The organism is Pseudomonas sp. MWU12-2037 (assembly GCF_023242345.1).
In the GTDB taxonomy this organism is placed as follows: Bacteria; Pseudomonadota; Gammaproteobacteria; order Pseudomonadales; family Pseudomonadaceae; genus Aquipseudomonas; species Aquipseudomonas gingeri_D.
Genome location: NZ_JALLIZ010000024.1, coordinates 13,265 through 39,748 on the forward strand (window position 1 = coordinate 13,265; position 26,484 = coordinate 39,748).

The following is a 26,484-nucleotide window of genomic DNA, read 5'->3' on the forward strand; positions in this document are numbered from 1 at the left end:
AACGAGACGAATCACCTGGGGCTATCGAGTAAAAATAATTGTTCTCAGTTGAGAATCACCAGCGCCGGGTACTCCGAAACCTTGGCGGAGGTGATCTGGGCCAGGGAGCGGACCACGTCCAGGGGCTTGTCCAGGCGGTAGTTGCCGGTGACGGCGACCTGGGCCAGGTGTTCGTTGTTGTTGACGATCCAGCCGGGGTAATAGCGCCGCAGCTCGGCCAGGACCTGGCCCATGGGGCAGTTTTCGAACACCAGGCGGCCCTGGACCCAGGCCAGGTCCTTCTGTGCATCGAGTTTTTCCGGGCGGCCGAAGCCATGGGGCCCGACCTTTACGCTGTTACCGGCGGAGAGACGCAGGCGCGCGCTGTCATCGAGGGTGCGCAGGTCGACATCGCCGCGCTGGACCTGCACCTGCGCCTCGCCATCGAGGTAGCGCACGGCGAAGCTGGTATCGCTGACACTGGCGCGCACTGGTCCGGCATCGATTTCCAGAGGGTGTTCGCGCTCGGCGGCGACCTCGAAGAACGCCTCGCCCTTGTACAGCCGAGCCTTGTGTTGGCGGCCGCTGAAGTTGCTGGAGAACGCTGAATTGGTGTTGAGCAGGACTTTCGAGCCGTCCTCGAGTTGCAGATGCTGGCGTTCGCCGGCCACGGTCAGGTGATCGGCCTGCAGGCGCAGGGGCAGATTGCTGTAGCTGCCGATGGCGATCAGCAGCACGGCGGCGGCGGCCAGGGGTTTCCAGTGTGGGCGCAGGCGCCGCAGCAGTGACGGGCGCCGCCGTTGTTGCAGGACCTGGGCGGCGGCAAACACCGGCGGCGCGTTCCAGGCGCCGCTGGCGCGCGCATAGGCCTGGGGATGGCGCGGGTCGGCGGCCAGCCAGGTGTCGAAGGCGGCCTGCTGCTCGGCGCTCGGGCACTCCATCAGGATCAGCCAGTCCAGTGCCTGATCCATGGCTGCGTCATGGGGCACCGGCCCGGAGGGGCGCGGGTCTTGACTGTCTGTCACGGGTGTTCCTCGGCAACGTTTGCCACGGTTTGGTTTAACGATCTTATGGTTTTGCGTGATAGAGCTGTAGGACGTTTGAGCGGATTATCCACGCTATCGGGCAGCAGAGCTTAAGGGCGATCCAGGCGTTCGGCCACACCGACACAGATCGCCATGATCAGCTTGAGCTCTTTTTGCACGGTGCTCAGGGACACATCGAGCTCGTCGGCGATCTCCTGGTAGCTGTAGCCATGGAGGCGGCTGAGGATGAATATCTGCTGCTGGCGGGCACTCAACTGGCCGAGGCTGACGCTCAGGCGTTTGAGCATCTGCTCGGCGTGGATGGCGTCTTCCGCCGTGCTCAGGGGCGCGGCGACATTCTGCATGACGTCCAGCGGCACATCGTCCATCAGGGTGCGCGACTGGATACGCAGCGCGCGCAGATGGTCCAGCGCCAGGTTGCGGGCGGTCTGGAAGACGAAGGGCTCGAGGTGATCCACCGAGCGTTCGCTCAGGGCACGGGTAACCCGCAGGTAGGTTTCTTGCAGCAGGTCCTCGGCGGTGCTGGGATTGTTGACCATGCGCTGCAAGGTCCGCAGCAGCGTGACACGCTGGGCGAGGAAGACAGTATTGAAGTGGGACTGACTCACGGAAGCACCGGACCGATTGCAAGCGAATGATAATGCTTATCATCTACCTTGTAGGTCAAGTCTTAATGTATTTCGCCGTTGGTGTCTTGCTCCTACAGAGTGGCTGAGTGGATTTCGAAAATGTCTGATATTTCCTACTGTCTGCGGAGGTGGGAGAAGATTGCAGGTGCATAAGGTGAGCGCTAGATTTGGTCGTCGCTGAAAATTCAGCGATACGGGGTTTGCAGCCCGGAGTTAAGCAAAGGCGCACAACGCCGCGAAAGCGGTTTAAGGAGCGTCACCGTGACAAAGAAAACCATCTCCGATTCGCCTCTCTCTCGTAAAGCACCCAGCACCGTCGACAAAGAGAAGTATCTTCGTAAAGTCTCTGATGATCCCGCCAGTGAGACCGAACGGGGTCCGGCAAACACGCCTCGTTTACTCGATACCCTCGCGTTCACCTGCTCCAAACCGGTCATCCCCGAAGCCCCGTACAAGCCCACGCTGTTTGCCATCCAACCGGGCGTCAATGCCCAGGATGCGCTGATCTATGTTTCGAATCTGCTCGAAACGGCGGAGCTCAATGGCGACGAAATCAGCCTGCATATCAACCCTGTCGAGCGGGCGTTGTTCTGGGGCATGCTGCATTCGGTGGAAGTGGCGCGTGCGGTGGTGGATGCGCTGCTGGAAGGTTCGCGAGCACCTGATTCTGTGTCACCGTCATTCGACTGAAACCGACAAGTGAAAACGAAAAAAGCCCGCCAAAGGCGGGCTTTCAACACTTTCGTCTGTTCCCTGCGAAATCAATGCTTACAACATTTGAGCCTTGTCCGGGGGGGCATTATTCTATCTCATCGCTTTCGGCATCCTGGCGCACGGCGGCCAGTTGTCTCAGTAACTCCGGCAATGCAGATTGCACGGTGTCCCACACTACATCGAGGTTGATGTCGAAGTAACCGTGGGCAATGCGGTTGCGCATACCGCGCATGCTGCGCCACGGTACTTGCATGTGAGCCTGGGTAAACTCGGAGTAGCCGTCCATCACTTTCGTCGCCGCTTCACCGATGATGATTAGGCTCATGATGACAGCCTGCTGGGTACGCTTGTCCTCCAGGAAGTCATCCTTGGCCAGTCCTTCCACGAAGCTGCACGCATCGACCGCAGCCTGCTGCATGTGGTCGAGGTAATCGGGCAGGCGGTTCTCGCTCATACGGGCTGCGCTTCCGCGAGAACCTTGGCACGGAACTTTGGCGGTAGATCGGGAGGGGTCAACAGATCGACGTGGATACCCAGTAACGACTCCAGCTCATCCTGCAGGCCGCCCAGATCGAACATCGTCGTGCCGGGCAGCGCGTCGACCAGTAGATCGAGATCGCTACCGTCCCCGTCAGTACCGTGCAGCACTGAACCAAAGACCCGCGGGTTCGCCGCGTGAAAGCGACTTGTCGCTTCGCGTACTGCGCCTCGATTCATGTCGAGTACAACAGACGGTCGCATGATCATTCTTCCTTATCGAAACTCGTGAAGAGGGTATGCAATCAAGAATGGAGTTTCAAGAACTGTATTCGGGGGCAAAAACGAAAAAAGCCCACCAGAGGCGGGCTTTCAACACTTTCGTATGTCCCCCCGGCGAAATCAATGCTTACAGCATTTGAGCCCTGTCCGGGTGGCTAAATGGAGCAAATCCGATGGATAAGCGAAGGCCCCGTCAACTGTAAAAAGCGCTGACATAGGAATGGCGATATCACATTCACCACCGCTATCGCTGGCAAGCCAGCTCCCACAGGAGATTGTGTTCAGCATGGCCGACCGACGTTAACGCCGTGCCGCCAGATACGCCTCATAGTCCGGCACCCGATACTCATGGGCCTGTTCCATCATCGGGCTGCTGAGCAGGTAATCGGCGGTGCATTCGTTGCAGGCCACGGGAATATTCCACACCGCCGCGACCCGCAACAAAGCCTTGATATCCGGGTCATGGGGCTGCGGCTCGAACGGATCCCAGAAGAACACCAGCATATCCACCCGCTGCTCGGCGATGCGGGCACCCAGTTGCTGGTCGCCACCCAACGGGCCGCTGATCATGCTTTCCACCGCCAACCCCAGGCGCTTGTTCAGCAACAACCCCGTGGTGCCCGTGGCCACCAGCTCATGCTGGGCCAGACGGTCTTTCTGGCGCTCGGCCCAGTCCAGCAAAAACACTTTGCAATGGTCGTGGGCCACCAGGGCGATGCGCTTGCGCGCCGCCATGGTGGCCTGGGTAAAGCTGATCCCTATCATCGGTTCCTGCTCCACGCCTGTTCCTCGTTCCGCATTTATTCGGCGTTGCACAGCGCCAGGCAGTTATCCAGCATGCGGTTGGAGAAACCCCACTCGTTGTCGTACCAGGCCAGGACCTTGAGCAGCTTGCCGCTGGCCTTGGTGTGGTTGGCGTCGAAGATCGACGACAGCGGGTTGTGGTTGAAGTCGCTGGAAACCAGCGGCAGGGTGTTGTAACCCAGGATCTTCGAGTGCTGGCTGGCTTCCTTGAGCAGGGCGTTGACTTCTTCCGCCGTGGCCTCGCGCTTGAGTTGCACGGTCAGGTCCACCAGGGACACATTGATCACCGGCACGCGCACGGCCATGCCGGTCAGCTTGCCCGCCAGTTCCGGCAGCACCAGGCCTACCGCTTCGGCGGCGCCGGTCTTGCTCGGGATCATGTTCTGGGTCGCCGAACGCGCGCGGTACGGGTCGGTGTGGTAGACGTCGGTCAGGTTCTGGTCGTTGGTGTAGGCATGGATGGTGGTCATCAGGCCACTTTCGATACCCAGCTCGCGGTGCAGCACCTGGGCCACCGGGGCCAGGCAGTTGGTGGTGCACGATGCGTTGGAAATGATCTGGTGCGATTGGCGCAGGATGTCATGGTTGACCCCGTACACCACGGTGGCATCGGCGCCTTTGGCCGGTGCGGAAATAATCACTTTGCGGGCGCCGGCGGTCAGGTGCGCGGCGGCCTTGGCACGGTCGGTGAACAGACCGGTGCATTCAAAAACCACGTCGATCTTCTCGGCGGCCCAGGGCAGTTCGGCCGGATTGCGGATCGCGCTGACCGAAATACGGTCACCGTTGACGGTCAGGCTTTCATTGTCGTGTTCTACGCTGGCATCAAAGGTGCCGTGAACCGTGTCGTACTTGAGCAGGTGAGCATTGATGGCGCTGTCGCCCAGGTCGTTGATGGCGACGACCTGCAGGTCCTGGCGGTAACCTTGGGTATAGAGTGCACGCAGGACGTTGCGGCCGATGCGGCCAAAACCGTTGATTGCGATTCGTAGAGTCATTTAGGGAAGCGCCTGTCATAGTTTTGTTGTTGGAATTACAAGATTATTCGCATAAAAATAGAAAACAAGCCTTTTTAGTGGCAATATTTTGTTTTATCTACAACGAGTGACCTGAATCAACAGGTCCAGATGATTGAAAAGCCCCGCCGTACGAGGCTTTCGGTCAGCTTGGAACCACAGGTCGCCACATCCGTTAGCCTGGAGTTCTACACATGCATCCCCGCGTTCTTGAGGTCACCGAACGGCTTGTCGCCCGTAGCCAAGCCACTCGCCAGGCGTATCTGGCACTGATTCGCGGTGCCGCCAGTGACGGCCCGATGCGCGGCAAGCTGCAATGCGCGAACTTTGCCCACGGCGTGGCCGGGTGTGGCACCGACGACAAGCAGAACCTGCGTCTGATGAACGCCGCCAACGTGGCGATCGTTTCTTCCTATAACGACATGCTCTCCGCCCACCAGCCCTACGAAACCTATCCGCAACAGATCAAGCAGGCCCTGCGCGAGATCGGTTCGGTCGGCCAGTTCGCCGGTGGCGTGCCAGCCATGTGCGATGGCGTGACCCAGGGCGAGCCGGGCATGGAGCTGGGCATTGCCAGCCGCGAAGTGATCGCGTTGTCGACCGCCGTGGCCCTGTCCCACAACATGTTCGACGCGGCGATGATGCTCGGCATCTGCGACAAGATCGTGCCCGGCCTGTTGATGGGCGCCCTGCGCTTCGGTCATCTGCCGACCATCTTCGTGCCCGGCGGGCCGATGGTCTCGGGGATTTCCAACAAGGAAAAAGCCGATGTGCGCCAGCGTTATGCCGAAGGCAAGGCCAGCCGCGAGGAGCTGCTGGAGTCGGAGATGAAGTCCTACCACAGCCCCGGCACCTGCACCTTCTACGGCACCGCCAACACCAACCAGTTGCTGATGGAAGTCATGGGCCTGCACCTGCCGGGCTCGTCCTTCGTCAACCCGAATACCCCGCTGCGTGATGCCCTGACCCGCGAAGCGGCGCACCAGATCACCCGCCTGACCAAACAGAGCGGCAGCTTCATGCCCCTGGGTGAGATTGTAGACGAGCGTTCGCTGGTCAACTCCATCGTTGCCCTGCACGCCACCGGCGGTTCCACCAACCACACCCTGCACATGCCGGCGATTGCCCAGGCGGCCGGTATCCAACTGACCTGGCAGGACATGGCCGACCTCTCCGAAGTGGTGCCGACCCTGTCCCACGTCTATCCGAACGGCAAGGCCGATATCAACCACTTCCAGGCGGCGGGCGGCATGGCCTTCCTGATCCGCGAACTGCTGGAAGCCGGCCTGTTGCACGAAGACGTGAATACCGTCGCCGGCCACGGCCTGAGCCGCTACACCCAGGAGCCGTTCCTGCAGGACGGTGAACTGGTATGGCGCGACGGCCCGATCGAAAGCCTCGATGAAACCATCCTGCGCCCCGTGGCCCGTGCCTTCTCCCCTGAAGGTGGCCTGCGGGTGATGGAAGGCAACCTCGGACGTGGTGTGATGAAAGTCTCCGCCGTGGCCCTGGAACACCAGATCGTCGAAGCACCGGCGGTGGTGTTCGAGGACCAGCAGGACCTGGCCGACGCGTTCAAGGCCGGCTTGCTGGAGAAGGACTTTGTCGCGGTGATGCGCTTCCAGGGGCCGCGTTCCAATGGCATGCCGGAACTGCACAAGATGACGCCGTTCCTCGGCGTGTTGCAGGACCGTGGCTTCAAGGTCGCGCTGGTCACTGACGGGCGGATGTCCGGGGCCTCGGGCAAGATTCCGGCGGCCATCCATGTCTGCCCCGAAGCCCATGTGGGTGGGGCGCTGGCGCGGGTCCGCGATGGCGACGTGATCCGCGTGGACGGGGTCAAGGGCACCTTGCGGGTGCTGGTGGATGACACCGAATTCGCCGCGCGCGCGCCTGCGATCGGCTCGTTGGGTAATAATATCGGCTGTGGCCGCGAACTCTTCGGCTTCATGCGCATGGCCTTCAGCTCGGCGGAGCAGGGCGCCAGCGCGTTCACTTCGGCCCTGGAGCACCTTGAATGAAGTTGGCGTTGGTAGGCGACATTGGCGGGACCAATGCGCGGTTCGCGTTGTGGAAGGACAATGCCCTGGATGAAGTGAAGGTCCTGGCGACCGTCGATCACAGCAGCCCCGAGGAGGCCATCAAGGTCTACCTCGACGGCCTGGGCCTGGCGCTGGGATCGGTCGGCGCCGTGTGCCTGTCGGTGGCCGGCCCGGTGGGTGGCGACGAGTTTCGTTTCACCAATAACCACTGGCGGCTGAGCCGCCGGGCGTTCTGCGAAACCTTGCAGGTCGACGAGCTGTTGCTGGTCAACGACTTTTCGGCCATGGCCCTGGGCATGACCCGCCTGGAGCCGGGTGACTACCGCGTGGTCTGCGAAGGCACGCCGGAACCATTGCGTCCGGCGGTGGTGATCGGTCCTGGCACCGGGCTCGGTGTCGGCACCCTGCTGCACTTGGGCGAGCAGCACTTCATGGCCTTGCCGGGGGAGGGCGGGCATGTCGACCTGCCCCTGAGCAGCGTGCGTGAAACCCAGCTCTGGCAGCATATCCACAGTGAAATCGGCCATGTCAGCGCCGAGACTGCCTTGAGTGGTGGCGGTTTGCCGCGGGTGTACCGGGCGATCTGCGCGGTGGACGGGCATGTGCCGGTGCTGGAAACTCCGGAGTCGATTACCGCTGCTGGCCTGGCCGGCGATCCGATTGCCCGGGAAGTGCTGGAGCAGTTCAGCTGCTGGCTGGGTCGGGTGGCCGGCAACAACGTGCTGACCACGGGCGCGCGCGGTGGGGTGTATATCGTCGGTGGGGTGATCCCACGGTTTGCCGACTTTTTCATCAACAGCGGTTTTGCTCGGAGCTTTGCTGACAAAGGCTGCATGAGCGATTACTTCAAGGGGATCCCGGTGTGGCTGGTGACGGCCCCGTATTCCGGGCTGATTGGCGCGGGGGTGGCGTTGCAGCAGGCTTTCGCGCACTGATCCCGTTACGTGGCGCGTTCTTCGCGGGCAAGCCCTGCTCCTACAGTACGTCGTCGTGCCTAGATTTTGTACACGACATCAAACTGTAGGAGCAGGGCTTGTCGGATCGCCGCACCGCCGCGAAAGCGTCCGGCCAGGCAACACATGCTTCACGGCTTAATCGATTAAGGCATAATCCGCATTTCAGTCCTCCCCACAACAACAAGGACGATTTCCGTGAGCGTATTCAGTAAGTCCATTCTCCTGGTCGACGACGATCAGGAAATCCGTGAATTGCTGGACACCTACCTCAGCCGTGCCGGTTTCCAGGTGCGCACCGTCGGTGATGGCGCCGGCTTTCGCCAGGCCCTCAACGATGCCCACAGCGATCTGGTGATCCTTGACGTCATGCTGCCCGACGAAGATGGTTTCAGTCTCTGCCGCTGGGTCCGCCAACACCCGCGCCAGGCCCAAGTGCCGATCATCATGCTCACCGCCAGCTCCGACGAGACTGATCGGGTCATCGGCCTGGAACTGGGGGCCGACGATTACCTGGGCAAACCCTTCAGCCCACGGGAACTGCAGGCGCGGATCAAGGCCCTGTTGCGCCGCGCGCAGTTCGGCCAGGAGCGCAACGGCAGCGAGGTGCTGGCCTTCGATGACTGGCGCCTGGACACGGTCAGCCACCGGCTGTTCCACACCGACGGCGAAGAAGTGATTCTCTCCGGTGCCGACTTCGCCCTGCTCAAGCTGTTTCTCGATCACCCCCAGGAAATCCTCGACCGCGACACCATCGGCAATGCCACCCGTGGGCGTGACCTGATGCCCCTGGACCGGATCGTCGACATGGCGGTCAGCCGCCTGCGCCAACGCCTGCGCGACACCGACAAGCCGCCGCGACTGATCCGCACCGTGCGCGGCAGCGGCTATCAGTTGGCGGCCAACGTCACCGCGGCCAATGCCCTCTGAGCTGCGCCGGCGCCTGCCGGTTCCGCGCTCGCTGCTGGGGCGCATGTTGCTGCTGACCCTGTTGGCGGTGTTGATCGCCCAGACGCTGTCCAGCGTGATCTGGCTTTCGCAGTTGCGCGCGACGCAGCTCGAAGGCCTGGTCACCAGCGCCCGCAGCCTGGCCCATTCGATGACCGCCAGTGTCAGTTACCTGCGCTCGCTGCCGCTGGCCTATCGCCCGCTGGTGCTCGATCAATTGCGCAGCATGGGCGGTACGCGGTTTGTCGTGACCCTCAATGACAAGCCCCTGGATATGCGCCTGCTGCCGGCCACGCCGCGCAAGACCGCGGTGCTCGACGCCGTGCACGAGGTGTTGCGCCAGGCGCTGGGCAACGAGGTGGATATCTCGGTGCAATTTGTCAGCCCCGACGACCTGCGGATTTTCAACGGTGGCCTGAAGCTCGACGAGCTGCCGCGTTCCTGGGCCCACTACGCGCTGACCCTGGAACCGGTCAATCCGCCGGTACTGGTGACGCAGATCCAGATGTCCCCCGGCGAATGGCTGTATATCGCCTCCCTGCTGCCCGAGCCCTACACCAGCCTGGAAGAGGAAGGCCTGCCGTCCCAGCAGGTGTGGTTTATTGTCCTGACCAGTGGCTTTCTGCTGTTATTTATCGGTCTGCTGGTGCACTGGCAGAGCCGTCCCCTCAAACGCCTGGCGCGGGCCGCGCGGGACATGTCCCTCGGCGATGCGCAGGTACGGCCGGTGGCGGAAGGCGGTGGCAGCGAAGTGGTGGAGGTGGGCCGGGCGTTCAACGCCATGCGTGAGCGTATCAGCCGTTACCTGACCGAACGCAGCCAGTTGTTCAGCGCCATCTCCCACGATCTGCGCACCCCCATCACCCGCCTGCGCCTGCGGGTCGAGCTGCTGGAGGACGAGAAGCTGCAGTACAAGTTCGGTCGCGACCTCGACGAACTGGAGATGCTGGTCAAGGGGGCGCTGCAATGCGTGAAGGACACCGATATCCACGAGAACATCGAGCCGGTGGACCTCAACCACGCCCTCGATTGCCTGATCGAACCCTACCTGCCACCCAACGGTAACGGTCGGGTCTCGCTGGACGGTCGCGCCCACGGGGCCTTTCCCGGCAAACCGCTGGCGCTACGACGCTGCATGGGCAACCTGATCGACAACGCCCTCAAGTATGGTGACAAGGCCCACCTGCATATCGAAGACGACGACGAAGCTTTTGTGCTGCACGTCGATGACGAAGGGCCCGGGGTGCCCGAGCAGCGCCTGGAGCAGGTGTTCGAACCGCACTTTCGCTTGTCCGGCCAGCAACAGGGCTACGGCCTCGGGCTGGGCATCGCGCGCAATATCGCCCACAGCCATGGCGGCGAAGTGAGCTTGCAGAACCTGCGCGACGGCGGGTTGCGGGTTACTTTGTACTTGCCGCGAAATGCCGACTGATCGACAGGAACGCCTGTTCCGCACTGATATTCAGTGCCGGCTCGAGCGGGTCCGGCGGAAGGATATCGGCTGAGGCCCGCACCTCCCGCGGTCGCGCCATGGCCGCGCGGATGCGGTGCTCGCGCACGCGGCTGTTGCTCTGGCTGAAGTAGCGCTGCAAGGCTTCCATCGCCTGTTCATAGGGTTCGTTGCACAACGCCAGTTGCCGTTCACGCTCACGCAGCGCCAGGCGCTTGGCCTGCTCCTCGCCGTGGCGACGCACACTGAAACTGCGGCTCAGGCAGTAGCCATGAATCCGCGTGCTGGCCCGCCAGTAGCCGGTGTTGTTGGTCTCGACCCGGATCACCCCGGGATGTCCGCTGGTGTTATGAGGCATCAGGCGCTGACGCTCTGCATAGCTTTGCGAAGGCTGCATTTTCAGCACCAGGGCGTTGCGGTAGGACTCGGCCATGCACCGGGCCGGTTCCTCGCCACCACACTCGGCGAAGCTGAAAACACCGCCCAATTGGGCGCCGCCACGCATGACCTCGACCCTCCAGGCACACAGACCTTGTCCGTTGTAGACCGGGAAAATGCAGCATTGGCGGGGGTTGCGCAGGTGGGGGGCAACCATGGATCACACCTCCTTGGGGGCGCTTGACCGGCGCACCTGAAATGAAGAAGTGCAGCAGATTCGCCGAAGTAAAGGAGTGCTTCAATGTGGGAAAAGACGTTAGGGATCGCTCCTACATTGGAAAGGGAAACGACTTATTCAGCAATTTTCCTACCTCGCAGAGTCTGGGGCCGAAGGGACCTTCTCTGTTTTTTGTCACTGTCTGGTGACATTTGCGCGGGGCTTCGTGACCTGGCAGCGAAGAATGGCTGGCTAGAATCGCCGGACAATCGTTTGGCTCCTAACAACAAGAAAGGTACTCCGATGGACACCCTTGAACTGCCGTTCAGCAGTTGGCTCAATGCCCCGGCTCATCGTGCCTGGTTGTTGGCCGAAGGCCGGCGGCTGCTGGCGTTTGCCAAGGCTTCGCGCCTGGCCGAAGGCTTCGGCAATCTCGACGAGCACGGGCAACTGGCGGACGACGCCATGGCCGAAACCATGAACACCGCGCGCATGACCCACAGTTTCGCCATGGCCCATATCCAGGGGATTCCCGGTTGCCTGGGGTTGGTCGATCACGGTGTCGCCGCCCTCTGGGGGCCGTTGCGCGATGCCAGCCACGGTGGTTGGTATGCGGTCCCCGATCACCGCGACGGCAACAGCGGCAAGGCGGCCTACCTGCACGCCTTTGTGGCCTTGGCCGCGAGTTCCGCGGTGGTTGCCGGCAGTGCCGATGCCCCACGCCTGCTGGCCGAAGCAATCCGGGTGCTCGAGACGCATTTCTGGAACGAGGAGGAGGGCACCCTGCGCGAATCCTTCACCCGCGATTGGCAACAGGAAGAAGCCTATCGCGGTGCCAACAGCAATATGCACGGCACCGAGGCCTTTCTCGCCCTGGCCGATGTCACCGGTGACAGTCGCTGGCTGGATCGCGCGCTACGCATCGTCGAGCGGGTGATCCACCAGCACGCCGTGGCCAACGATTTCATGGTCATCGAACACTTCGACCGCCAGTGGCAACCCCTGCGCGAGTACAACCACGACAACCCGGCGGACGGCTTTCGCCCCTACGGCACCACGCCCGGTCATGGCTTCGAATGGGCGCGGCTGGTCCTGCATCTGGAGGCCGCGCGCCGCCAGGCCGGCTTGTTCACCCCCGATTGGTTGTTGAACGACGCCCGCGGTTTGTTTGACAGCGCCTGCCGCCATGGCTGGCACGCTGATGGCGTGGCGGGCATCGTCTACACGCTGGACTGGGCCAACCGCCCGGTGGTCCGTCAGCGCCTGCACTGGACCCATGCCGAAGCCTGCGCCACGGCCGCCGCCTTGCTCCGGCGCACCGGCGAGGCGCAGTACGAAACCTGGTATCGACGCTTCTGGGATTTTATCGATGTGCACTTCATCGACCTGGAACTGGGCAGCTGGCATCACGAACTGGATGAGCACAATCGGCCCGATGCCAAGATCTGGGGCGGCAAACCCGACCTCTATCATGCCTTTCAAGCGGTGCTGCTTCCGGGGCTGCCACTCGCCCCGAGCCTCGCGAGCGCTCTGGCCCGGCAATCTTGGGCTGATAACGGCAACGAAATTCATGTAACCATACGGTGACATTTGCACGTCCCTTCGTTACCTGCGGGGGGGCTTGCCTTGACTAGAATCCCATGCAGCGCAAGCACCAGACTTGCATGCATAACAACAAGAAAGGTACTACAGATGAATTCGATTTCCCGCCTCGCCGCTGTCGTTTCCCTCGCCTCGTTGTTTCCTCTCAGTGCATTGGCCGCCGAATCCAAAGGAACGGTGGAAGTGGTTCATTGGTGGACTTCCGGTGGTGAAAAAGCCGCGGTCGATGTCCTCAAGGCCCAAGTTGAAAAAGACGGCTTTATTTGGAAAGACGGTGCGGTAGCCGGCGGCGGCGGTTCCACTGCCATGACCGTGCTCAAGAGTCGCGCCGTAGCCGGCAACCCACCGGGTGTCGCGCAGATCAAAGGTCCGGATATCCAGGAATGGGCGTCCACCGGGCTGCTCGACACTGACGTTCTGAAGGGTGTTGCCAAAGAACAGAAATGGGACAGCCTGCTCGACAAGAAAGTCTCCGATACCGTGAAGTACAACGGTGATTACGTGGCCGTGCCGGTGAATATCCACCGCGTCAACTGGCTGTGGATCAACCCGGCGGTCTTCAAGAAAGCCGGCATCGAAAAAGCACCGACCACCCTCGAGGAATTCTACGCCGCCGGCGACAAGCTCAAGGCCGCGGGTTTCATCCCGCTCGCCCACGGTGGCCAGCCTTGGCAGGACAGCACCGTGTTCGAAGCGGTGGTGTTGTCGGTCATGGGCGTTGATGGCTACAAGAAAGCCCTGGTCGATCTGGACAACGCTGCGCTGACCGGTCCTGACATGGTCAAGGCGCTGACCGAGCTGAAGAAAGTCGCGACCTACATGGACCAGGACGGCAAAGGCCAGGACTGGAACCTGGAAGCGGCCAAGGTCATCAACGGCAAGGCCGGCATGCAGATCATGGGTGACTGGGCCAAGAGCGAGTGGACGGCGGCCAAGAAAGTCGCTGGCAAGGACTACGAATGCGTAGCCTTCCCGGGCACTGACAAAGCCTTCACCTACAACATCGACTCCCTGGCGGTGTTCAAGCAGAAAGACAAGGGCACCGCGGCGGGCCAGCAGGATATTGCCAAGGTCGCCCTGGGTGAAAACTTCCAGAAAGTCTTCAGCATCAACAAAGGCTCGATCCCTGTTCGCAACGACATGCTCCACGAAATGGACAAGCTCGGTTTCGACGAGTGCGCCCAGAAGTCGGCCAAGGACTTCCTGGACGATGCCAAGACCGGCGGCCTGCAACCAAGCATGGCGCACAACATGGCGACCACGCTGGCCGTACAGGGTGCGTTCTTTGATGTCGTGACCAACTACATCAACGACCCGAAAGCCGACCCAGCCGATGCCGCCAAGAAACTCGGCGCCGCGGTCAAGTCCGCCAAGTAGTTTCAGCACCGCAGGTTCCCTTGTAGGAGCCGGCTTGCTGGCGATTTCGATCTGACAGTCAACATCGTCGTTGGATGAGCAATCGCAATCGCCAGCAAGCCGGCTCCTACAGAGGATCTGCATGTAGTCCCTTTTCCCCTGTAGTGGATTTCCCCATGAGTTCTGTTGCTGTGTTCAGCAAAGCCTCGCCGTTCGATGCATTGCAGCGCTGGCTACCCAAACTGGTGCTGGCGCCCAGCATGTTTATCGTCCTGGTGGGCTTCTATGGCTACATCCTGTGGACGTTCGTACTGTCGTTCACCAACTCGACTTTCCTGCCGTCCTACAAATGGGTCGGCCTGGCGCAATACGCGCGGTTGTTCGACAACGACCGCTGGTGGGTGGCGAGCAAGAACCTGGCGCTGTTCGGCGGCTTGTTCATCGGCGTCACCCTGGTGATCGGCGTGCTGCTGGCGGTGTTCCTCGACCAACGCATCCGGCGTGAAGGTTTTATCCGCACCATTTACCTGTACCCGATGGCGCTCTCGATGATCGTCACCGGTACCGCCTGGAAATGGCTGCTCAACCCGGGCATGGGCCTGGACAAACTGTTGCGTGACTGGGGCTGGGAAGGCTTCCGCCTGGACTGGCTGATCGACCCCGATCGCGTGGTTTATTGCCTGGTGATCGCAGCGGTCTGGCAAGCCTCGGGATTCATCATGGCGATGTTCCTGGCCGGCCTGCGCGGTGTTGATCAATCGATCATCCGTGCCGCCCAGATCGATGGCGCGAGCCTGCCGAGGATCTACTGGAAAGTGGTGCTGCCCAGCCTGCGTCCGGTGTTCTTCAGTGCGGTGATGATCCTGGCGCATATCGCGATCAAGAGCTTCGACCTGGTGGCGGCAATGACTGCCGGTGGCCCGGGCTACTCGTCTGACCTGCCCGCCATGTTCATGTATTCCTTCACCTTCAGTCGCGGCCAGATGGGCATGGGCTCGGCCAGTGCGATTCTGATGCTCGGTGCGATTCTCGCGATCATCGTGCCTTACCTGTACTCCGAGCTGAGGACCAAGCGTAATGACTAGTCTCGCCCACAAACCGGCGATCAGCCTGAGCCGCATCGCCATCTACGCGGTGCTGATCCTCGCCGTGCTGCTCTATCTGGTACCGCTGGTGGTCATGCTGTTGACCAGCTTCAAATCACCGGAAGACATCAGCACCGGCAACCTGTTGAGCTGGCCGACGGTGATTACCGATATCGGCTGGGTCAAGGCCTGGGCCACGGTCAACGGCTACTTCTGGAACTCGATCAAGATTACCGTTCCGGCGGTGCTGATCTCCACCGCCATCGGTGCGTTGAACGGCTATGTGCTGTCGATGTGGCGCTTTCGCGGTTCGCAGTTGTTCTTCGGCCTGTTGCTGTTCGGCTGCTTCCTGCCGTTCCAGACCGTGCTGCTGCCGGCCTCGTTCACCCTCGGCAAGATGGGCCTGGCCAGTACCACCACGGGCCTGGTGTTTGTGCACATCGTCTACGGCCTGGCGTTCACCACGCTGTTCTTCCGTAACTACTACGTGAGCATTCCCGATGCGCTGGTGAAGGCGGCACGCCTGGATGGCGCGGGTTTCTTCACCATCTTCCGGATGATCATCCTGCCGATGTCGACCCCGATCATCATGGTCTGCCTGATCTGGCAGTTCACCCAGATCTGGAACGACTTCCTCTTCGGCGTGGTGTTCTCCAGCGGTGATTCGCAGCCCATCACGGTGGCGCTGAACAACCTGGTCAACACCAGTACCGGGGTCAAGGAATACAACGTTGATATGGCAGCGGCGATGATCGCCGGGCTGCCGACCCTGCTGGTCTATGTGGTCGCAGGCAAGTATTTCGTGCGCGGGCTGACGGCCGGCGCAGTCAAGGGGTAATCATGGCAACGCTCGAACTTCGCAATGTAAACAAGACCTACGGCGCCGGTTTGCCGGACACCCTGAAGAACATCGAACTGTCGATCTCGGACGGTGAGTTCCTGATCCTGGTCGGGCCTTCGGGCTGTGGCAAGTCGACGCTGATGAACTGCATCGCGGGCCTGGAGAACATCACCGGCGGCGCGATCATGATCGATGACCAGGACGTCAGCGGCATGAGCCCGAAGGATCGCGACATCGCCATGGTGTTCCAGTCCTATGCGCTGTACCCGACCATGAGCGTGCGCGAGAACATCGAGTTCGGTCTGAAAATCCGCAAGATGGCCCAGTCGGCCATCGACGAGGAGGTCGCCCGGGTCGCCAAGCTGCTGCAGATCGAACACTTGCTCAACCGCAAGCCCGGCCAGTTGTCCGGTGGTCAGCAACAGCGTGTAGCCATGGGCCGTGCCCTGGCGCGGCGGCCGAAGATCTACCTGTTCGACGAACCGCTGTCCAACCTCGACGCCAAGCTGCGGGTCGAGATGCGCACCGAAATGAAACTGATGCACCAGCGCCTGAAAACCACCACGGTCTACGTGACCCACGACCAGATCGAAGCCATGACCCTGGGCGACAAGGTGGCGGTGATGAAGGACGGCATCATCCAGCAGTTCGGCACGCCGAAGCAGATCTACAACGACCCGGCGAACCTGTTTGTCGCCAGCTTCATCGGTTCGCCGCCGATGAACTTCATTCCCCTGCGCCTGCAACGCAAGGACGGTCGCCTGCTGGCCTTGCTCGACAGCGGCCAGGCCCGTTGCGAGTTGCCGCTGGGGGTGACCGATGCCGGTCTTGAAGACCGCGAAATCATCCTTGGCATGCGTCCGGAGCAGATCAGCCTGATGCAGGGCGAGCCCAATGGCTTGCCGAGCATTCGTGCCGAAGTGCAGGTCACCGAACCGACCGGCCCGGACACCCTGGTGTTCGTCAACCTCAACGGGACCAAGGTCTGCTGCCGACTGGCACCGGACGTGGCGCCGCAGGTGGGTGAAACCCTGACCCTGCAATTCGATCCGGCCAAGGTGTTGTTGTTCGACGCCCAGACCGGTGAACGCCTGGGCGTGGTGGCCAAGCCGCAAGTCCAGGTGCATAGCGACAATGTGGCGCAATTCAAGGGCCGCTGACTGTGAAGAAGGGGCTTGCTCCCGAGGGTCGCGAAGCGGCCCTCAAACCTGAGGCCGGGATGTATCAGGAAAAGCGTCTGCCAAAGAGATTTGACGCATTACAGACGATGTAAACCACGTTCGATAAAAACCGTTAATAACAATAAGACGAGGATGTAGGGATGAAAAAGAAAAACACCAATGCCCGCCTGTTCTGCCAATTGTCGGCGGCGGCAACACTGGTCCTGGCTGCTAACGCCATGGCGGACGATGCGTTCAGCAGCAATTCCAAATGGATGACCGGTGACTGGGGCGGAGAGCGCACCAAGTTGATCGAAGAAGGTATCGACATCAAGATGGATTATGTCGGTGAGGTCGGTAGCAACCTGCATGGTGGCTACAACAACGACCATACCTCGCGTTACGCCGACCAGTTTGGTCTGGGCGTGGCGTTGGATCTGCAAAAGCTGTGGGGCTGGGATAACACCCAGGCCAAGATCCAGCTCACCAACCGTAACGGTGAGAACATCTCCAATGATCGCATCGGCGACCCACGCGCCGGCACCTTGAGCTCCTCCCAGGAAGTCGACGGTCGCGGCCATATGGTTCGTCTGACCCAGTTCTGGATCCAGCACCAGATGTTCGACAACAAGCTGGATGTGAAACTCGGTTACTTCGGTGAAGGCGAAGACTTCAACACCTTCCCGTGCGACTTCCAGAACCTGTCGTTCTGTGGCTCCCAGGTGGGTAACTATGTCAACACCTGGTACAACTGGCCCGTCGCCCAGGCTGCTATTCGCGTGAAGTACAACATCACGCCTGAGCTGTATGCGCAAATCGGTGCGTACAACCAGAACCCGTCGCAGTTGGAACACGGTAACGGCTTCAAGCTCAGCGGCAGCGGCACCAAGGGCACCGTCCTGCCGGTCGAACTGGTCTGGTCACCGAAGGTCAACGACCTGCCGGGCGAATACCGTGTCGGTTACTACAAAAGCGCGGCTCCGGCTAATGACGTACTCCGGGACAACAATGGTGGGGACGCCGCAACCAGCGGTCTGCCTTATCGTGTCCACAACAGCAAGCACGGTTACTGGTTCGTGGCGCAGCAGCAACTCACCAGCCACAACGGCGACGCTTCCCGCGGTCTGAATATCGCGGCGAACGCGACCTTCCACGACAAGGCCACCAACCTCGTCGACAACTACCAGTCGGTGATGTTCGTGTACAAAGGGCCGTTCGATGCGCGTCCGAAGGATGACGTCGGGATCGGTTTTGCCCGTATCCATGTCAACCAGGACGTGAGGGAAAACGCCGAGTTGGAAAACGCCGCCAATAACGTCAGCGACTACAACAACCCGCTGTACTCGCCACTGCGCGACACCGAGTTCAACACCGAAATCAACTACGGCTTCCACGTCACCAACTGGTTGACCGTACGTCCCAACCTGCAATACGTCACCCACCCGGGTGGTGTGAATCAAGTCGACAACGCTGTGGTTGCCGGCCTGAAAATTCAGTCGGTCTTCTAAGGCTTCGACTGATAAGCTCTCTCTCTATGTGCGCATCTTGCGGATGGTCCACCAGACCGTCCGCTTTTTTTTGCCGCACACTGTAGGAGCGAGCTTGCTCGCGATGAATGCAAGGGTACCGCGTGTCTCCAGTTGCCCCGCGTTATCGTTGACGTTCATCGCGAGCAAGCTCGCTCCTACAGGTGGATAGATGCAAATGGTTTGGTGATTTCAGGATTCGCGGCACATGCATGAGCAACCGCTACAACGCTTTTTCAAATCCCGGCGCGAGCAACCGGTGTTCCAGTGGGAGCGCTTTCAACAGCGTGAAGTGCTGGTGATCGACCATCCCTTGTGCCAGGCGGTCTTTAGCCGCCAGGGTGCGCAACTGTTGCACTTCCAGCCCCAGGGGCAGAAGCCCTGGTTGTGGTGTGCGGCCAAATGGCCGCAGGTCGGGGCGATTCGCGGCGGGGTGCCGGTGTGCTGGCCCTGGTATGGCCGGCATCCGAGCGAAAACGCCTGGCCGTCCCACGGTTGGGCAAGGCTGATCGACTGGAAACTGCTGGAAAGCAGCAGCGACGAGGAGGGCGTCAGCCTGCACTGGCGTTTGCAGCTCTGCGACTGGCAGGTCGACCTGCATGCGCGCCTGGGAGAAAGCATGGACCTGCGCTTGAGCACTGAGCATCAGGACAGTGAACCGTGTCAGTTGAGCCATGCGCTGCACGCCTATTGGCGTATTGGTGACGTCGGTGAGATAGCGCTGTCTGGGCTCGACGGCGCCGAGGGCTATGACCAGTTGAATCGTCAGGCCTGTCGGCAGGAAGGTGAGTTGCGGGTCGATGGCGGTTGCCAGCGGGTGTTCCAGCATGACGGTGAACTGCACCTCAAGGATCACGCCTGGCAGCGGGAGTTGTGCATCGATACCGGCGACAGCGCCGACACCGTGGTCTGGCATCCGGGGCACCGGCCGTTGCTGGGGGTGAGTTGGAATGAAGTGATGGGGTTTGTCTGTGTCGAGGCCGCCAGTGGCGGCACCGACAGCCTGTGCCTGGCGCCCGGGGAGCGGGCGCATCTGAGTTTGCAGGCGCGGGCGGCCTGATTCAGTTGAACTCGTCACCCACCGGATAACGGCTGGCGTTGAGGCTTTCCTTGATCTTGCGCAGGTGCGGCTGGAAATCCACGCCACGGCGCAGGGTCATGCCGGTGGCCAGCACATCCAGCACCGTCAACTGGATGATCCGCGAGGTCATCGGCATGTAGATGTCGGTGTCTTCCGGCAGCGGAATATTCAGGCTCAGGGTACTGGCCTTGGCCAGCGGCGAACCCGCCGCCGTCAAGCCCAGCACCGACGCGCCGTTCTCCCGGGCAATACGCGCCACTTCCACCAGTTCCCGGGTACGCCCGGTATAGGAAATGATCACGAACAGCTCACCGGTGTGGGCCACTGAAGCGATCATCCGCTGCATCAGCACATCGGCATGGGCGGTGACCGCCAGGTTGAAGCGGAAGAACTTGTGCTGGGCATCCAGGGCCACCGGTGCCGAAGCGCCCAGGCCGAAGAAGTGGATCTGCCGGGCCTGGATCAACAGGTCGACGGCGCGGCTGATCAGGTTCGGGTCCAGGGCCTGGCAGGCGCTGTCCAGGGACGCGATGGCGCTGCCGAAGATCTTTTGCGTGTAGGCCTCGGGATTATCGTCGGCCTCCACCGCACGGCTCACATAGGCCGCGCCGCTGGCCAGGCTCTGGGCCAGTTGCAGCTTGAGTTCGGGGTAACCGCTGACACCGAACGAACGGCAGAAACGGTTGACCGTCGGCTCGCTGACCGAAGCCGCCTGGGCGAGGGCGGCGATGCTGAAACGGGTCGCCTGCTGCGGGTTGAGCAGGATGACTTCGGCGACTTTGCGCTCGGCCTTGTTCAGGTCTTCGAGGCGGCTCTGGATCTGCTCCAGTAAATTTCGCACGCGGTCCATTTGGTGATTCCTTGATTCGAGGCAACTTGGGTTCTGCAAGGCCCGGAACAATGCCCTTGGGCAGCTCCCGGCGGTGGCCTATCCTACTGATGGCGTGTGATGACCACCACTCGGAATCATCATATTGATAAAATGTTGTGGTTATTACTACATTTTTCCTTGAGTGATGCCTCGAAAAAAGGTATTTATCGTTTAACTTGATAAAAGAACAAACATCATGCCTTCGATAACGGTTGAACCGTGCACCTTTGCCTTGTTTGGCGCCCTGGGCGACCTGGCGCTTCGCAAGCTGTTTCCTGCCTTGTATCACCTCGATGGCGCAGGCTTGCTCCATGAAGACACGCGCATCCTGGCCTTGGCCCGCGAGCCCGGCAGCAATGCCGAGCACCTGGCGACCATCCAGGAAGAACTGCGGGTCTTTGTCGAGGACCGGGAAATCGACGAAGTGGTGCTTGAGCGCTTCCTCGCCCGCCTCAGCTACCTGCACGTGGACTTCCTCAAGCCCGACGACTATGTCGCCCTGGCCGAGCAAGCCGGCACCAGCCAGTGCCTGATCGCCTATTTCGCCACGCCGGCCTCGGTCTATGGTGCGATCTGCGAGAACCTGGCCAAGGTCGGCCTGGCTGAAAACACCCGGGTGGTGCTGGAAAAACCCATAGGTTCGGACCTCGAGTCGTCGCGCAAGGTCAACGACGCCGTGGCGCGCTTCTTCCCGGAAAACCGCACTTATCGCATCGACCACTACCTGGGCAAGGAGACGGTGCAGAACCTGATCGCCCTGCGTTTCGCCAACAGCCTGTTCGAAACCCAGTGGAACCAGAACTACATCTCCCACGTGGAAATCACCGTGGCCGAGAAGGTCGGTATCGAAGGCCGCTGGGGTTACTTCGACAAGGCCGGCCAGCTGCGGGACATGATCCAGAACCACCTGCTGCAACTGCTCTGCCTGATTGCCATGGACCCGCCGGCCGACCTCTCGGCCGACAGCATCCGTGACGAGAAGGTCAAGGTGCTCAAGGCCCTGGCGCCGATCAGCCCGGAAGGCCTGACCACCCAGGTGGTGCGCGGCCAGTACATCGCCGGGCACAGCGAAGGGCATTCGGTGCCGGGTTACCTGGAGGAAGAAAACTCCAACACCCAGAGCGACACCGAGACCTTCGTCGCCCTGCGCGCCGATATCCGCAACTGGCGCTGGGCCGGCGTGCCGTTCTACCTGCGCACCGGCAAGCGCATGCCGCAGAAGCTGTCGCAGATCGTCATCCACTTCAAGGAACCGTCGCACTACATCTTCGCCCCCGAGCAGCGCCTGCAGATCAGCAACAAGCTGATCATCCGCCTGCAACCGGACGAAGGTATTTCCCTGCGGGTGATGACCAAGGAGCAGGGCCTGGACAAGGGCATGCAACTGCGCAGCGGGCCGCTGCAACTGAATTTCTCCGACACCTATCGCAGTGCGCGGATTCCGGACGCCTACGAGCGTCTGTTGCTGGAAGTGATGCACGGCAACCAGAACCTGTTTGTCCGTAAAGATGAAATCGAAGCGGCGTGGAAGTGGTGTGACCAGTTGATCGCCGGTTGGAAGAAGTCCGGCGATGCGCCCAAGCCGTACGCGGCCGGGTCCTGGGGACCGATGAGTTCCATTGCTCTGATCACGCGGGATGGGAGGTCGTGGTATGGCGATATCTGAATTGAAACTGCCCCAGGGCGTACAGGCGCACGAGTTCAGCAGCCCGGCGCTGTTGGCCGAGGGCCAGGCGCAAGCCGTGGCCGAGCAACTGCGGGCAGCCATTGCCGCACGCGGCGCGGCGACCCTGGTGGTGTCCGGCGGGCGCAGCCCGGTGGCGTTTTTCCAGAGCCTGGTGAAACAGGACCTGGACTGGTCCCGTGTGGTGGTCAGCCTCGCCGACGAACGCTGGGTACCGGTGGAGCACGCCGACAGCAACGCCGGCCTGCTCAAGCGTTATCTGCTCCAGGGCCCTGCGGCCAAGGCGCGGTTTATCGGCTTGTACAGCGCCGCGGCAAACCTGGACGCGGCGGCCGAACAGGCCGATCAATTGCTTGCAGAGCTGCCGGCTATCGACGTGCTGGTCCTGGGCATGGGCGATGACGGTCACACCGCCTCGCTGTTCCCCGGCAGCCCGAACCTGGCGGCGGCCCTGCAAGTGGATGGCAGCCGGCGCGTCTGGCCGATGCTGGCGCCGACCGTGCCGCACCAGCGCCTGACCATGAGCCGGGCCCTGCTGGCTTCGGCGAGCTTCACCGTGCTGGCGATTTCCGGCCAGTCGAAACTGGCCACCCTGAATGCCGCATTGGCCGGCGATGACCTCGCGGCCATGCCGATTCGCGCTTTCTTGCAACCTACCCTGAATATTTACTGGTGCCCATGAGTCAAGGATCCGCTGCTATGACAAAAAATGTCCCGACCGTCTCCATGGCAGACAAGGTCGCCCTGATCGATGAGCTCTGCACCCGTGCACGGATTCTTCCGGTGATCACCATTGCCCGTGAGCAGGATGTCCTGCCGTTGGCCGATGCCCTGGCCGCCGGTGGCCTGACCGCGCTGGAAGTGACCCTGCGCTCGCAGTTCGGTCTCAAGGCCATCCAGATCCTGCGTGAAGAGCGTCCGGAACTGGTGACCGGTGCCGGCACCGTGCTCGATCGGCAGATGCTGGCGGCGGCGGAGGCGGCGGGTTCGCAATTTATCGTCACCCCGGGCATTACCCGTGACCTGCTGGAAGCCAGCGTTGACAGCCCGATTCCGTTGTTGCCCGGCATCAGCAATGCCTCGGGGATCATGGAGGGCTACGGCCTGGGTTATCGTCGCTTCAAGCTGTTCCCGGCGGAAGTCAGCGGCGGCGTGGCGGCGATCAAGGCCCTGGGCGGTCCGTTCGGCGAAGTGAAGTTCTGCCCGACCGGCGGCGTCGGCCCGGCCAATATCAAGAGCTACATGGCGTTGAAAAACGTGATGTGCGTGGGTGGTAGCTGGATGCTCGATCCCGAGTGGATCAAGAACGGCGACTGGGCGCGGATCCAGGAGTGCACCGCCGAGGCGCTGGCCCTGCTGGACTGATTCATCGTTACTGAATTTCGTTGTGTGTTCTACGGCTTTACGGTGCGCTTGGTCGGCGCACCGTTTTTTTTGCCCGATGAAAAGTTTTCCGGTCCGAAGGTTGGGTGTTTGTGCCGGCCCCTTCGCGGGCCATTCAACCGCTTAGTTCGCCCAAGGCCCGCGCCAACAGCTTCAGGTCCTCGGCCGAGTTGGCCAGGCCCGGCGTGACCCGGATGCAATTGCCATGTGCCGTGCCTTCACGGACCACGGTAAACAGGTTGTACTCCGCCAGGAGTCGCTCGACCATCCGCTGCTGGTCCGGCTCATGCCGAAAGCGCAGCGAGGTGATACCGCAATACAGCCGCGGATCATCCGGTGTCAGCACCTCGATACCCGGCATCCCGCGTGCCGCGCCCACCCAGATATCCCGCAGGTAATTGAGTCGTGCGCCCTTGGCCGCCGAGCCACCCAGTGCCCGATGTTCCTCGAAGACCAGGGGCAAGGTCATCCAGGCTGGGATATTCGGCGTGCCATAGGGGGCGCGGGAGCGGATATCGGTGGGCGCATAGCGCTCCTCGCCCATGTCCGGGTCGATATCCGCCAGGCGCTTGGGATCGATATAAAGAAAGCCCAGGCTCAGCGGCGCGCCCATCCATTTCTGCAGGTTGAAACCGGCAAACAGGATGCCCAGTGCTTCGAGGTTGAAGTCGATCTGGCCCAGGGCATGGGCACCATCGAGAATCACGTCGACCCCATGCTCGCGGGCCAGGGTCGCGATGGCCTGCACCGGCATCACTAGCCCGCTGCGATGGGTGACATAGGTCAGGGCCATCAGCTTCAGTCGGGGATAACGTTCGAAGGCTTCCTGGTAGGTGCTCACCAGGCTGGCGAAACTCACTGGGGAGGGGTGGCTGATCTCGATCAGCTCGACGCCGCGGTTGCGCGCCAGCCAGCGCATGGCACCCAGTACGCTGGGGTATTCCTGGTCGCTGACCAGTAACTGATCACCGGGCCGCAGGGCGTTGTAGTTGCGGATCAGCGCGTGCAGGCCATCGCTGGCGCAGCGGGTCAGGGCCACGGCCTCGTGATGGCTGCCCAGCAGGTCGGCCAACTGCGCGCGAATCTCCAGGCTTTCGATGGTTTCGAAGCGCTGGCGCACATACACCGAGTTGCTGCGGTTGATGAACTCGATATGGCCTTTGTAGGCCTCCACGACACTACGGGTCATGCGGCCGAAGTAGCCGTTTTCCAGGTTGATCGGACCGGGCTCTACATCGTAGCGCTCGGCCACGTTTTGCCAGAAGTGTTCATCGCGGGCGTGTTCTTCATTCCTTGGCATGGCGCGGCTTCTCTCGACAACGGGGATCAATGGCGGGGTTTGGGTTTGCCGTGCTTGGCGCGTAGCGGGTCGAGCAGGTCGGACAAGCCGTTGTGGTCGATCTCCTGCATCAAGGCGAGCAGGCCACCGAGTTCACCGTGGGGGAACCCCTCGCGGGCGAACCAGTTCAGGTAGGGGCCGGGCAGGTCGGCGATGATCCGCCCCTTGTATTTGCCGAACGGCATTTCGCGGGTGACCAGCAGTTCGAGTTTCTCGGGATTCATGGGGCAACCTTGTCTTGCGCTGTTCAAGCGTCTTGAAAAATACAGGCATTCTGCATGCAGGCCAATTGACAGTTCATGCAAATAACCGCCATACAGATCTTTGGAATATTTTCAACTATATGAAATATAAGTAAAAAATAATCGATCAAGGCTTGGCATGGTGACTGCAACCGTTCCTGTAACTTTCACCACCAGAAGGAATTGAGCCATGACCAACATCAATAAAGAAGCCGTATCGATTCTCAATGATCTGATCGAAGTCAGTAAAGACGGTCAGAAAGGTTTTCAGACCTGTGCTGAAGACATCAAGAATCCCGAACTGAAGGCGTTGTTTGTGCACCGTGCCAGCGAGTGTGCGGCATCTGCCGCGGAACTCCAGGCCGAGGTGCGCAAATTGGGTGGCGATCCGGAGACTAGCACCAGTGTGGCCGGTGACCTGCACCGTCGTTGGGTGGACGTGAAAGCGCTGTTCACCGGCAAGGGTGAAGAGGCGGTGCTCAACGAGGCCGAGCGCGGTGAAGACCACGCCAAGAAAGCCTACAGCGAAGCGCTGGTGAAACTGGCCAAGCACAATCTGGTGGGCCTTACCGACCTGGTGAACCGTCAGTATCAGGGTGTGCTGCGCAATCACGACCAGGTGAAGGCGCTGCGTAATATCGCTCGCGCCAGCTAAGTTTCACGCTGCCATAAAAAAACGCCGGTTGATCCGGCGTTTTTTGTTGTTTGGGCGCAACGGTATTTTTGCACCGGGATGCGCTTTTGTGGGAGCCGGCTTGTCGGGACGCCGCACCGTGGCGATGGCGTCCGAACAGGCGCCTCAAGACTCAAGGGCCTCATCGCCGGCAAGCCGGCTCCCACAAAGGATCAACCAATGGTGATCGGCGGCGGGCTGGTCAGGGTCACGGTCTGCTGCTTGCGTGGCGCGAGGATCTCGGCTTCACCGTCGACCACCAGCTCATCGCGCTGGTTGAACACCCGGGTGGCGATGCGCACGCGGAATTTCGGCAGCTTCTCGAGGATCTCCAGGCGCACGGTCAGGGTGTCACCGATCTTCACCGGCTTCTGGAAGCTCATCTGCTGGCCCAGGTAAATGGTGCCCGGCCCGGGCAGCTCGCAGGCCACCGCGGCGCTAATCAGCGCACCGCTGAACATGCCGTGGGCAATACGCTCCTTGAACATGCTCGCCGCGGCGAACTCGGCGTCCAGGTGCACCGGGTTGTGATCGCCGGACATGGCGGCGAACAACTGGATATCGCGCTCTTCAACGGTCTTGCTGTAGCTGGCGGTCTGGCCGACTTCAAGGGCTTCGTAAGGCGTGTTGGTAACCTGGGTCATCGCAAGGTGGTCCTGTAAGGGTGTTATCTGAAATCAACGGATTGATTTCAAAGTTGATGATT

Annotated in this window: 27 protein-coding genes; 16 read left to right on the forward strand and 11 right to left on the reverse strand. The window is 61.3% G+C overall.

Features of this window, described 5'->3' with window-relative positions; translation table 11 throughout:
• Positions 1-44: 44 nt before the first annotated feature.
• Both M5B42_RS28685 and M5B42_RS28690 read right to left on the reverse strand, forming a co-directional pair.
• Positions 45-950, reverse strand: a complete 906-nt coding sequence (locus tag M5B42_RS28685; RefSeq protein ID WP_248747761.1) for a FecR domain-containing protein — start codon at positions 948-950, stop codon at positions 45-47.
• Between the two features lie 164 nt (positions 951-1,114).
• A complete protein-coding gene (locus tag M5B42_RS28690; protein WP_248747720.1) occupies positions 1,115-1,633 on the reverse strand; it encodes an RNA polymerase sigma factor in 519 nt (172 codons plus the stop codon).
• A gap of 282 nt (positions 1,634-1,915) precedes the next feature.
• Between M5B42_RS28690 and M5B42_RS28695 the strand changes: the two genes are divergently transcribed.
• Positions 1,916-2,344 (forward strand): hypothetical protein, encoded by a 429-nt coding sequence (locus tag M5B42_RS28695; protein WP_248747721.1) that lies wholly within the window; start codon positions 1,916-1,918, stop codon positions 2,342-2,344.
• 109 nt (positions 2,345-2,453) lie between these two features.
• Here the strand turns inward: M5B42_RS28695 and M5B42_RS28700 are convergent, their stop codons facing one another.
• The 4 genes from M5B42_RS28700 to gap form a co-directional block, all read right to left on the reverse strand.
• Positions 2,454-2,822, reverse strand: coding sequence for a DUF86 domain-containing protein (locus M5B42_RS28700; protein ID WP_177102707.1), 369 nt, complete (start codon positions 2,820-2,822; stop codon positions 2,454-2,456).
• A complete protein-coding gene (locus tag M5B42_RS28705; protein WP_177102705.1) occupies positions 2,819-3,109 on the reverse strand; it encodes a nucleotidyltransferase family protein in 291 nt (96 codons plus the stop codon). Before M5B42_RS28705 ends, M5B42_RS28700 begins: the two co-directional genes overlap by 4 nt.
• Before the next feature lie 318 nt (positions 3,110-3,427).
• Positions 3,428-3,892: a methylglyoxal synthase gene (locus tag M5B42_RS28710; protein ID WP_100944170.1), complete on the reverse strand. Its 465-nt coding sequence runs from the start codon at positions 3,890-3,892 to the stop codon at positions 3,428-3,430.
• A gap of 35 nt (positions 3,893-3,927) precedes the next feature.
• Positions 3,928-4,929, reverse strand: coding sequence for a type I glyceraldehyde-3-phosphate dehydrogenase (gene gap, locus M5B42_RS28715; protein ID WP_103494206.1), 1,002 nt, complete (start codon positions 4,927-4,929; stop codon positions 3,928-3,930).
• A 212-nt stretch (positions 4,930-5,141) separates the two neighbouring features.
• On the opposite strand from gap, the gene edd reads away from it, so the two are divergent.
• From edd to M5B42_RS28735, 4 genes are all read left to right on the forward strand, one after another.
• Positions 5,142-6,968, forward strand: coding sequence for a phosphogluconate dehydratase (edd, locus tag M5B42_RS28720; protein WP_103494205.1), 1,827 nt, complete (start codon positions 5,142-5,144; stop codon positions 6,966-6,968).
• The gene (locus M5B42_RS28725; protein WP_103494204.1) at positions 6,965-7,924 is read left to right on the forward strand and encodes a glucokinase; all 960 of its coding nucleotides are present in this window, start codon (positions 6,965-6,967) and stop codon (positions 7,922-7,924) included. Before edd ends, M5B42_RS28725 begins: the two co-directional genes overlap by 4 nt.
• A 216-nt stretch (positions 7,925-8,140) precedes the next feature.
• Positions 8,141-8,872 (forward strand): response regulator transcription factor, encoded by a 732-nt coding sequence (locus tag M5B42_RS28730; RefSeq protein WP_100944075.1) that lies wholly within the window; start codon positions 8,141-8,143, stop codon positions 8,870-8,872.
• On the forward strand, positions 8,862-10,322 hold the full coding sequence (locus M5B42_RS28735) for a HAMP domain-containing sensor histidine kinase (protein WP_103498587.1): 1,461 nt from the start codon (positions 8,862-8,864) through the stop codon (positions 10,320-10,322). The genes M5B42_RS28730 and M5B42_RS28735 overlap by 11 nt, the downstream gene beginning before the upstream one ends.
• Here the strand turns inward: M5B42_RS28735 and M5B42_RS28740 are convergent.
• Positions 10,291-10,935, reverse strand: a complete 645-nt coding sequence (locus tag M5B42_RS28740; protein ID WP_103498588.1) for an AP2/ERF family transcription factor — start codon at positions 10,933-10,935, stop codon at positions 10,291-10,293. The genes M5B42_RS28735 and M5B42_RS28740 overlap by 32 nt on opposite strands.
• A 303-nt stretch (positions 10,936-11,238) precedes the next feature.
• Between M5B42_RS28740 and M5B42_RS28745 the strand changes: the two genes are divergently transcribed.
• The 7 genes from M5B42_RS28745 (at position 11,239) to M5B42_RS28775 (ending at position 19,565) form a co-directional block, all read left to right on the forward strand.
• A complete protein-coding gene (locus tag M5B42_RS28745) occupies positions 11,239-12,522 on the forward strand; it encodes an AGE family epimerase/isomerase (RefSeq protein ID WP_248747722.1) in 1,284 nt (427 codons plus the stop codon).
• A gap of 105 nt (positions 12,523-12,627) precedes the next feature.
• A complete protein-coding gene (locus M5B42_RS28750; protein WP_248747723.1) occupies positions 12,628-13,914 on the forward strand; it encodes an ABC transporter substrate-binding protein in 1,287 nt (428 codons plus the stop codon).
• A 155-nt stretch (positions 13,915-14,069) separates the two neighbouring features.
• Entirely contained in the window at positions 14,070-14,978 is a 909-nt protein-coding gene (locus M5B42_RS28755) for a sugar ABC transporter permease (protein WP_103498591.1), read from the forward strand.
• Positions 14,971-15,816, forward strand: a complete 846-nt coding sequence (locus M5B42_RS28760) for a carbohydrate ABC transporter permease (protein WP_103498592.1) — start codon at positions 14,971-14,973, stop codon at positions 15,814-15,816. The genes M5B42_RS28755 and M5B42_RS28760 overlap by 8 nt, the downstream gene beginning before the upstream one ends.
• A gap of 2 nt (positions 15,817-15,818) precedes the next feature.
• Positions 15,819-16,979 carry a sn-glycerol-3-phosphate ABC transporter ATP-binding protein UgpC gene (gene ugpC / locus M5B42_RS28765; RefSeq protein WP_103498593.1) on the forward strand — a complete coding sequence of 387 codons (1,161 nt, stop codon included), beginning with the start codon at positions 15,819-15,821 and terminating at the stop codon, positions 16,977-16,979.
• Between the two features lie 161 nt (positions 16,980-17,140).
• Complete coding sequence (locus M5B42_RS28770; RefSeq protein WP_247263207.1) at positions 17,141-18,487, forward strand: carbohydrate porin; 1,347 nt, start codon at positions 17,141-17,143, stop codon at positions 18,485-18,487.
• A 226-nt stretch (positions 18,488-18,713) separates the two neighbouring features.
• Positions 18,714-19,565 (forward strand): D-hexose-6-phosphate mutarotase, encoded by an 852-nt coding sequence (locus M5B42_RS28775; RefSeq protein WP_248747724.1) that lies wholly within the window; start codon positions 18,714-18,716, stop codon positions 19,563-19,565.
• Between the two features lies 1 nt (position 19,566).
• On the opposite strand, the gene M5B42_RS28780 is transcribed toward M5B42_RS28775, so the two are convergent.
• Positions 19,567-20,427 carry a MurR/RpiR family transcriptional regulator gene (locus tag M5B42_RS28780; protein WP_177096979.1) on the reverse strand — a complete coding sequence of 287 codons (861 nt, stop codon included), beginning with the start codon at positions 20,425-20,427 and terminating at the stop codon, positions 19,567-19,569.
• Between the two features lie 226 nt (positions 20,428-20,653).
• Between M5B42_RS28780 and zwf the strand changes: the two genes are divergently transcribed.
• From zwf to M5B42_RS28795, 3 genes are read left to right on the forward strand one after another with little or no spacing between them, the layout of a single operon-like run.
• Complete coding sequence (zwf, locus tag M5B42_RS28785; RefSeq protein ID WP_103497605.1) at positions 20,654-22,123, forward strand: glucose-6-phosphate dehydrogenase; 1,470 nt, start codon at positions 20,654-20,656, stop codon at positions 22,121-22,123.
• Complete coding sequence (gene pgl, locus M5B42_RS28790) at positions 22,110-22,823, forward strand: 6-phosphogluconolactonase (protein WP_248747725.1); 714 nt, start codon at positions 22,110-22,112, stop codon at positions 22,821-22,823. The genes zwf and pgl overlap by 14 nt, the downstream gene beginning before the upstream one ends.
• Positions 22,824-22,840: 17 nt before the next feature.
• Positions 22,841-23,506, forward strand: coding sequence for a bifunctional 4-hydroxy-2-oxoglutarate aldolase/2-dehydro-3-deoxy-phosphogluconate aldolase (locus M5B42_RS28795; RefSeq protein ID WP_100944088.1), 666 nt, complete (start codon positions 22,841-22,843; stop codon positions 23,504-23,506).
• Positions 23,507-23,639: 133 nt separating this feature from the next.
• Here M5B42_RS28795 and M5B42_RS28800 read toward each other — a convergent pair whose 3' ends face one another.
• Complete coding sequence (locus tag M5B42_RS28800) at positions 23,640-24,824, reverse strand: aminotransferase class V-fold PLP-dependent enzyme (RefSeq protein WP_248747726.1); 1,185 nt, start codon at positions 24,822-24,824, stop codon at positions 23,640-23,642.
• Between the two features lie 26 nt (positions 24,825-24,850).
• Positions 24,851-25,087 (reverse strand): DUF3820 family protein, encoded by a 237-nt coding sequence (locus M5B42_RS28805; protein ID WP_027619874.1) that lies wholly within the window; start codon positions 25,085-25,087, stop codon positions 24,851-24,853.
• A gap of 208 nt (positions 25,088-25,295) precedes the next feature.
• On the opposite strand from M5B42_RS28805, the gene M5B42_RS28810 reads away from it, so the two are divergent.
• Positions 25,296-25,760, forward strand: a complete 465-nt coding sequence (locus M5B42_RS28810) for a PA2169 family four-helix-bundle protein (RefSeq protein WP_103497602.1) — start codon at positions 25,296-25,298, stop codon at positions 25,758-25,760.
• A 191-nt stretch (positions 25,761-25,951) separates the two neighbouring features.
• Here M5B42_RS28810 and M5B42_RS28815 read toward each other — a convergent pair whose 3' ends face one another.
• The gene (locus tag M5B42_RS28815) at positions 25,952-26,422 is read right to left on the reverse strand and encodes a MaoC family dehydratase (RefSeq protein ID WP_017126221.1); all 471 of its coding nucleotides are present in this window, start codon (positions 26,420-26,422) and stop codon (positions 25,952-25,954) included.
• Between the last annotated feature and the right edge of the window lie 62 nt (positions 26,423-26,484).